Origin of the sequence: Mesorhizobium sp. M0664, assembly GCF_040320565.1 — a bacterium.
Classification (GTDB): domain Bacteria; phylum Pseudomonadota; class Alphaproteobacteria; order Rhizobiales; family Rhizobiaceae; genus Mesorhizobium.
The window spans coordinates 124,017-132,107 of record NZ_JAMYPW010000008.1; the positions used below are offsets into that span (position 1 = coordinate 124,017).

Sequence of the window (8,091 nt, forward strand, 5' to 3'; positions counted from 1 at the left end):
CCGGATTTCCTACTCCGCCGCTTCGGCCGCATTGCGTTCACCGAAGGCGATGCCGGTGAAGGTCTGGTTCAGATGCATCGAACGGTACTGTTCGCCATAGGTGCCGAAGCCGAGGACGTTGTTGACCTTGTAGAGTTCCGAAATCTCGCGATAGACCTGCCGATTGCGCGCGTCGAGCCGGCGCAGCACGCAGTCGAAACCGAGGATCAGGTCAATGCCGCCAAGCCTTTCGCTGACGTCGCTGAGCGCGGCGCGGGTCGCCTCGACCATGTCCTTAGGCTGGGCGACGGCAAGCACGACACCATCGTCGATGGCGCAGAAGAACGACAGCGAGCCGTCCGCGTGCATCTTCTGGATTGAACGGCAGTAAAATTCGCCGCCGACTTTCACCACCACCGGATGCGAGGCAAAACTCAATGGCGTCAGCATCTGTGCGACAACGCCGACCGAGGCGGCATATTCCTCGGCGGCAATGGTGGCGTTGAATTCGCGCACGATGCGATGGTCGGGATCGGATGCCGTCACCACCAGCTTCTCGTCGGTGGGAATGAAATTGTCGGTCTTGAACACGTGGAAAGGAATTTCCGTGGTGACCAGCACGATGATGGCGCTGTCGGAGGTCACTTTGCCGTTCGAGATCAGCCGTGTTGTCTCGAATTTCAAATCATCGCCAGCCGACCCACCGATCAGTGGGATGTCGTCGAGCCCCCAATGGATGGCGGAGGTCACCGCTTCTTCGGCATAAGACAGGCCGTCGATCAAGCAGAGCGCGAAAGTGGTGTCGGCCCGCTCGTGCCCGAGGCGCTCGTGTAACGAACGCCTCAGCGCCTCGACTTCGCCGGTAATCCCGTCCATGCCCGATGAGGACAGATTTTCGACCATGGTGCTGGCTGCCGAAAACGATACGGAGGGAAGCAGCATAGCCAGGATCTGGCCTTCCTCCAGCCCCTTGGGCGTTATCTCACCGGCTGTCGAGCAGCCGGCATAGTGGAGCGCCGGTGCCTGGGTCTTCAGCGCTTCCGACAGGGCGACGGCCTCTATGAGGCTCTGCGAGAAAAACAGGAGGGCAAACCCGGCGTCAATGGCCGCTGCTTCCGCTGCCACCGCCCGGGCGAACGCATCCGCGTCAGATTCGTCGGTGGTGAGCACCGAAACGCCGCATGCATAGCGCGTCCGTGACTTGGCCAGCGGCTTCCTCCTCCATTTCCTCCAACGCTCTTTTTTGTGCGCGTCTGGCGCGCCGGCGTCGAGGTCATTGTTGTCTTGAAGCGGCGCTTTGGCAATGAGCCAACATGATGGATTTGAAGTTTCTGCCGTTTGACGGCGTCCGCGCTGCCGCTCACAGACGAAAGGCCGCGTCGCACCGCCATCCGTGCAACGAAGGCCCAGCTGAATTTGCCGCAGGCGAATGTCAAGGCTCGACGTGCCAAGAATGGGGCAGGATATCGCGCTTAGCCGTTGCCGCTTTGGACAGGGTGTTAGTCTAGCCTGGCGGTTGTCGTGGTCAATCCGGGGCAGGTGACAGCCTACGCCAATGCGCTCGGCAAGCGGGCCAGGACCGACACCACCGATGCTGCTGTAACGCTGCCTTCGTTGGGTCGAGCAAGCGGCAAGTGCCCGTTGCGCGGCACCGAAGCCGAGGCCCTGGCCGGGCTCGTCGCTCGCCGCCGTCAGATTGTGCGGATGATCGCAGCCGAGAGAGCCATGCCCGCACCGCCATGGCAACGCAGGCACCAAAGAGCATCCAGCCAAAAGGAAAAAGACCGGCTGGAGAAGGTGTTGTTTCGCGGTTATTTCCGATCGCTTAGACTCAATTAGGCGACTTTGAGATCTTTCATCGCCTTTTCAACGACATCCTTGATCGGCCTCGATACATCTTCGGCAGCCTTGGTCGTCACGGCCTGAAATTCCTTGGCCTGCTCGACGGTCTTTTCGAGCTGCGTGCGCAAGAAGGCAGTCTGCAGTTCGATGAACTCGGACGGCGACTTCACGGCAACCAGGGCTTCGAGGTGCGAGAAGCCGGCTTCGGCATTGGCGCGCAGAGCAGCAATTGTCTTCAGCGACAACTCGTTGCCGACGGTCTTGGCGGTTTCGAAGCTCGACTGCAGAGCCTACTGGGTCGTCTCGGTGCCTGACGCAAATTTCGCATAGGCTTCTTTCGACTGCTCGACGCCCTTTTCGGCGACAGCGCGGACCTGGTCGGCAGCCTTCGACGCGTCGAAGGTGGGGAATGAGGTATTTTCAACGGTGTCAGCGGTCTTGGCCACAGTTTCCATCCTTTCCGGTGGACGGCCTTTCACAAAAGCCGTCTCGTTCATTTACGAAACTGACGTTACGGGATCTATAGTGCATTGCAATATTTTTGTGCGACGCACCATCCCTCTTCCAGCGTTCCGAGGGGGCATGCGGAGGGTCGGTGGCATCTCGAGATCGCCGGTTCTGCAGGAAGAACTCTTCTGGACGGACCACCTGATCCAGCATAGCCTCGCAACAGAGCACGACGTTTTGCCACCTGCGCATCTACTTCAGCCGCTATTCGGCAACCGTCCAAGTCTACGTCAACGAAGCGTTAAATTCGTGCGCCGCAAACTTTCAGTCGGCGTACCCGCTGGGCACAAGGCGATCGCTTTCCTTAGCGCGCCATCGAGAAATTGCCTCGATATGGCGGTGGTTGACGCGAAGGCGTGCCTCTACCGCTTCCAGTGCGCCGTGAAGTGACCACCCCTGGTGGTCTATCGGTTAGCCAAGTTCCGGATCAGTGCGGATGCCTGAAGAAGACAACCGCTTCCTATCATCCAGGCATACAGTCCCACATGATCCGACGGGCTGAAGCCGGTGGGCAAATGCACGATAGGCATTCGAAACGACTTATCGTCGATCACCAAACCAACGGATCGAAGATCCGGTGGCACGTTTCCGGGAATTGCCAAAATTGGGGTATCCTTGTCCCAGACCAAGCTTGTCGCCAGCGACTCTTCATTATAGGCAACCGAAACATCCGCCCTGTGCCCCGGTGGGCGCCAAAGCTCCAGTTTGAGGTCATAAACGCAGCCTGTCAGACCATTTTCGACCGGCACCATCCAAGGTTCCAAGGTGGCGGCCGTCGTGTCGGAAACGCCACGGGACCCACCTATGGTTTGGAGCTGACCATTCCCCAATAGATCCGAAATCGCAGTCAAACTCGAAGAAGCGCCTGCCGCCCCGTTAGACGTTGATCCAGAACCCGATGCGTCGTCAGTCACCACAATATCGGCAGGTCCCGGCAACGCAGTGACCGAGCCATCGTCACCCATCAAAGTGACAGTCGATCCACCCTCGATGTGCACGAGGTCGCCCAGTCTGAACAGTTTGCCGAGCTGAGGGCTGTCCGCGGGAGGATCGACAGCGACAACGACATACTCGCTGGCCGCAGGAGCGCTCGAGCAGGAACCAATTGCTGCCATGGCCGCAGCCAGTAGGAAAATGATTTTGGGTTGCCGATACATGACGCACGTTCAACCATACGCTTGTTTTACTTGCCTTCAAGATAGATCCTATCGCCAGCCTCACCCTGCTTCAGTCTCCCAAGGTGATAAGCAACGAGGCCATCGTTGGGATATTGAATGGCCAGCGATGCAAAGGCAGCAGCGGCAGTCTTGTCGCGCGCGGACATCAGCAAGTAAGCTTGCGAGTAAGCCTCCACCATCTCGCGATTCATACGCCCTTCTTCCAGCAACTCGAAGGCTGAGATCCACTCAGTCTTGCCTTTCAGACACAACACACCGGACGGCCGAAGCAGGTAGTCATCGGAAGAGTTCGCCACCTCCTCGCTGATGCAGTTCACGGTACCTAGAAACTTGTTCGCGCCTTCGAGCCTGGCAGCGGTGTTCACCGTATCGCCCATGGCCGTGTAGTTGAAGAATCGATTGCCCCCAAAATTTCCGACAACTGCAGGTCCTCGATGGACGCCGATACGAGTGACGCCAACGTCATGGCCTCTAGACTTTAGATCTGTCCGAAATCTTCGAGACATCGCGACGGTAGCAAGCGTTAGTTTTAGCGCCCTTTCGGCTTGGTCCTCCTGCACACCCGGTGCGCCAAAAAAACCAATTACTGCATCGCCTATTAGTTTGTCTATCGTGGCGCCATGTTCAATGAAGAGACCACAAACCGCCTCGAGGTATTCATTCAGAACCGTAGCAAATACCTCTGGTTCCGTCCGTTCGCCCAAACTGGTGAATCCCTCAAGGTCGGTGAACACGCACGTTATCAAGCGTTCGGATCCGCCGAGGCGCAGCGACGCCGGCTTGCTGACTAGCTCTGCCACGACTGCCGGGCTGAGATACTGAGAGAACGCGTTCTGGACGAAACGCCTTTCTTTCGAGTCCCGGTGCCATGCCAGAATTGCGACGAATCCGGAGAGCCCTAGCAGCAGCATCGACGGCGCGACCATAGGTAACAGAATTCCGGCCTTGGCAAACGCGGTTGCTTCTAAGATCAAAACCAAAACGACTGCGCCGATGATGACCACAGGTTTCACCAACACTGATATGCGGAGCCAAGCGACCCAGATGCAGAGCGCCGTCGCGAGAACGAAGGGCGCAAACGCCGCCACCGCCTCTGGCGTAATGATTTTGTCGCCCTTGATCAACCTCGCCAGCGCATTGGCATGAATAACGACACCCGGCAGCGCTCCGGCAACAGAGCCGTTCAGCACGGCAAATGGGGTTGCATGACGATCCTGCAGCGGGAGGTCAACGCCGATCAAAACGAACTTCCCGGCGAACCAGGCCGGGGGCGCGAAAGCGGCGGCGTGTGCCGGATATATTGTCCATCGTGCCGGATGAATGCCTGTAGACCGATAGTAGACCATCTTCTCCGCAGCTTGCGATGCCGATATGCCGGCGGTCTGCGCAAGCGCTGATGCAAAGCTAGGTTGCCAGTTGCCATTCACCACGCGCCCGGGAAATTCTTCCCGCACAACCCCGTCGACCCTATCATGAGACAGGGCGGCCAGTCCGCGGATGGCGCTTGGCGCGAAGCGACTAAGATACGACAGTTGCTTGTCGGTAAGGTCGTCCCCGTGTGATGCAGATGCGACAATTACCGGACTTTCGGCCGCCTCGATAACCTCAGCTAGGCGCCGATCCTTTTCCGCCTCGGTTGGCTGATCGAAAAGCAAGTCGATGCCTATTGTTCTCGGATGAGCCTTATCGATTCTCTGCACGAGGTCGGCCAAGGCACCCCGATCCAGCGGCGATCTATAGGGAAACCTTTCCAATGTCTGCTCTGTGATCGTTACGATCACGATGTCTGTCGGGGGCGCGACGAAGGGCGAGATGGTCGTCATCAAGACGTCGCGCAGCAGTTTCTCGCCTGAGGGAGAGAATGTGGCAATGCAGGCGCCCAGAATGAAAAAGAATCCGAGCGAGGCGAGAAGGCGCCCTTTTTTAACCATTCCGATCGGCGTGAAGACGGCCAAGCTGCGTGCAATTCGTTTCGGTGTCTATCGGCGTGAATCTACACAGCATAGACCGCTGACGAACTGTGGGCTAGCGGCGGGCCCTTCGCTAATCCGCTGGACTTGACACTGCGAAGCACCGGGCTCAGTCTCGCAAGACTGCTCCGGTTTTATCCTGTCCATCGACAGGTGAATCCGCTGCATGAGCTGAGACTAAGGATATACAGCCATGATGGCGCTTCGCTTCGCCATTGCGCTTCTTCTAGTTTCGCTGAGCGCCCAAGCGTGGGCAGAACGGCGCGTCGCGCTGGTCATCGGTAATTCTGCCTATAGATACGCGGTTCCACTTTCCAATCCAAAAAATGATGCGGTGGATATGACCGCAAAACTGCAGGCGTTGGGCTTTGAGGTGGTTGCAGGCGAGGACCTCGATCTGAGCGGGATGCGCGGCACGGTTCGAGATTTCATCGGCAAGCTGGATGGTGCCGACATGGCGCTTCTCTTCTATGCCGGCCATGGCGTCCAGGTGAACGGCACCAACTACATGGCTCCCGTTGATGCGCGGCTATCCACATATAACGACCTCGACTTCGAAGCCGTGCCCATGGACCTCGTCTTGTCGGCCATGGAGCGAACCACGAAGGTCAACCTGGTATTTTTGGATGCTTGCCGGGACAGTCCTTTCTCACAGAACCTTGGGCGCTCGATGGGTACGCGATCAGGGTCGGTCGGTCGGGGCTTGGCAAAGCTAGGCACGGGCGTTGGATCGCTCATAGCCTTTGCAACGCAGCCCGGGAACGTTGCGCTGGACGGCGAGGGAAGGAACTCGCCGTTCACATCTGCGCTGCTGAAGAATCTTGGTACGCCTGGCCAGGACATCTCCCGCGACCTCATCAACGTCCGTAAGGATGTGCTTGAAGCAACCGACGGCAAACAAGTGCCATGGGACAACTCCTCGCTGACGGGCGACGTCATTTTGCAACCGTTGTCCGGAAACACCGCTGTCACGACGGGTGCGAAAGGAGGGGACGTAGAAGTCGCCTATTGGGAGACCATCAAGGAAAAAACGGACAAGCGCTTCTTTGAGGCCTATCTCAGACAGTATCCAAGCGGCGCCTTTGCGGCGTTAGCCAGCTTGAAGATCGACGAGATCGAACAGGCAGCAACAGATCGTGGCAAAGCCCCCTCGATTTCCATCGAGGGCGTGGAGGTTGCAGAAGCTCATCCTGATTTAGATGTGACGCAAGCTTCGGCTGATCCGCGCGCGTTGACAAAGGCAACGCAAACAGAGCTAACGCGAGTCGGCTGCCTTGTCGGACAGGCAGACGGCAAATGGGGACCGGGAAGTCGGAAAGCTCTTCAAGCCTTTGCCGAGCAGCGGGGATTGAAGCTTGCCGGCCTGGAGCCGACGAAAGAGGTGTTGCGCGCAATCAAGAATATCCCAGAACGTGTCTGCGCTCCGGTCAAGGTAAAGGCTTTTGATGGCGCGTGGGCACTGACGCGGCGCGCAGGTAATTCCGCCTGCGATTACACTGAACAGTCAACGACAATCTTTATCGATGGAACGGAAATTTCAGCGATGGTGCCTTTGGCCGGAACAATCACCGCCGACGGGGCATTCGACATCTATTTAAGTTTCGTCGATGACGATGGTGCGCCAAGGCAAAACCATATCATCGGCAGGCTTCAAGGTGCGAAAGGCAGCGGTGAGTTTTCTCGAGTCGGAGGCGAGTGTGCAGGTGTCGTAAGACTTGACAAGCGTACTGAATAGGGCCGGCATTTGCGGGTCCGTGCAAACGCCGACCAAACCATTCGGACGTGGTCCGTCTCATTGAACCAACGTTGAAGTCGCGTGGACTTTGCCGTCGTCGCGCACCTCGTAAAATTTGCCGTTGTCAATGTAGATAAGATGACAAACTGGTTTACCTTGGTCTTGTGAACAGGCCTTGTCGCCGTCGAAAGTCAATGGAACTTTGACCTTTATCTTAGTTTTGTTGTTCACCAAAGCTTCGCCAATGATCTGTTTTTTCTTCCAGTTCCAGACAAGAGTGGCAGTTATGGCAGCTCCAGCGTCGTATATAATTACATTTACCTTTTTCCCATTAGCAAAAGTCTTAAATTCTTCCATCGATGCTTTCTTCGCGCTACTTGGTAGATCCTCGGCCCAAGCGGACATAGCAAGTGAAAACGTAGCTGCGACAACAAGCGATAACAGTTTCATCCTATCCTCCCCATCCCCCGCCGGTTTGACTGAAATGTCTATATATTCTTAAGCGAGGAGACTGAAAATTATCATGATAACAAGCTTTCAAGAAGCGGAAATCAGCGCGTCCTAGATGTCGTTGGGGACATTTGCTCAAGTTGAGCGAAGCCGCACATTCTAGCATGTTCCCTAGGATTTGCGCTTAAGCCAACGCGTTCTCGGTGTTTACAATGCGCAGACCGCCCGAGCGTGTGATGCGTGGTGTTTGGATTGCGAGCCTCTTTGCACTTACCGCCGCCTATGTTGCCGACCAAGCGGGCCTTGAGGGCATCGTCTCGAAGCGCGCCGACAGCCCGTATCGAAGGATACCCTCCGGCGAAGGCCGCCTTGCGAGAGGACGGCACGGTAGCGAGGCTGCGCTCTTAAGGTCGCCCTTACGAGCGAAGTT

Annotated in this window: 6 protein-coding genes and 1 pseudogene; 2 read left to right on the top strand and 5 right to left on the bottom strand. The window is 57.1% G+C overall.

What is annotated here, in order from left to right; translation table 11 throughout:
- Nucleotides 1-9: 9 nt before the first annotated feature.
- Entirely contained in the window at nt 10-1,149 is a 1,140-nt protein-coding gene (locus NKI39_RS12120; RefSeq protein WP_352831978.1) for an FIST N-terminal domain-containing protein, read from the bottom strand.
- 351 nt (nt 1,150-1,500) lie between these two features.
- On the opposite strand from NKI39_RS12120, the gene NKI39_RS12125 reads away from it, so the two are divergent.
- Nucleotides 1,501-1,818 (top strand): hypothetical protein, encoded by a 318-nt coding sequence (locus NKI39_RS12125; RefSeq protein WP_023679214.1) that lies wholly within the window; start codon nt 1,501-1,503, stop codon nt 1,816-1,818.
- Here NKI39_RS12125 and NKI39_RS12130 read toward each other — a convergent pair.
- The 3 genes and pseudogenes from NKI39_RS12130 to NKI39_RS12140 form a co-directional block, all read right to left on the bottom strand.
- Nucleotides 1,815-2,276: pseudogene (locus NKI39_RS12130) on the bottom strand (phasin). The gene NKI39_RS12125 and the pseudogene NKI39_RS12130 overlap by 4 nt on opposite strands.
- A gap of 456 nt (nt 2,277-2,732) precedes the next feature.
- The gene (locus NKI39_RS12135) at nt 2,733-3,485 is read right to left on the bottom strand and encodes a hypothetical protein (protein WP_352831979.1); all 753 of its coding nucleotides are present in this window, start codon (nt 3,483-3,485) and stop codon (nt 2,733-2,735) included.
- 26 nt (nt 3,486-3,511) lie between these two features.
- Nucleotides 3,512-5,461, bottom strand: a complete 1,950-nt coding sequence (locus NKI39_RS12140; protein ID WP_352831981.1) for a CHASE2 domain-containing protein — start codon at nt 5,459-5,461, stop codon at nt 3,512-3,514.
- Nucleotides 5,462-5,669: 208 nt separating this feature from the next.
- Between NKI39_RS12140 and NKI39_RS12145 the strand changes: the two genes are divergently transcribed.
- Nucleotides 5,670-7,211 (top strand): caspase family protein, encoded by a 1,542-nt coding sequence (locus tag NKI39_RS12145; RefSeq protein ID WP_352831983.1) that lies wholly within the window; start codon nt 5,670-5,672, stop codon nt 7,209-7,211.
- Between the two features lie 57 nt (nt 7,212-7,268).
- Here the strand turns inward: NKI39_RS12145 and NKI39_RS12150 are convergent, their stop codons facing one another.
- Entirely contained in the window at nt 7,269-7,661 is a 393-nt protein-coding gene (locus NKI39_RS12150) for a hypothetical protein (protein WP_352831985.1), read from the bottom strand.
- Nucleotides 7,662-8,091: the final 430 nt, after the last annotated feature.

Coding starts and splice junctions, on each gene's coding strand:
- NKI39_RS12135 (WP_352831979.1), bottom strand. CDS start 3,485: ATGTATCGGCAACCCAAAATCATTTTCCTACTGGCTGCGGCCATGGCA.
- NKI39_RS12145 (WP_352831983.1), top strand. CDS start 5,670: ATGATGGCGCTTCGCTTCGCCATTGCGCTTCTTCTAGTTTCGCTGAGC.
- NKI39_RS12150 (WP_352831985.1), bottom strand. CDS start 7,661: ATGAAACTGTTATCGCTTGTTGTCGCAGCTACGTTTTCACTTGCTATG.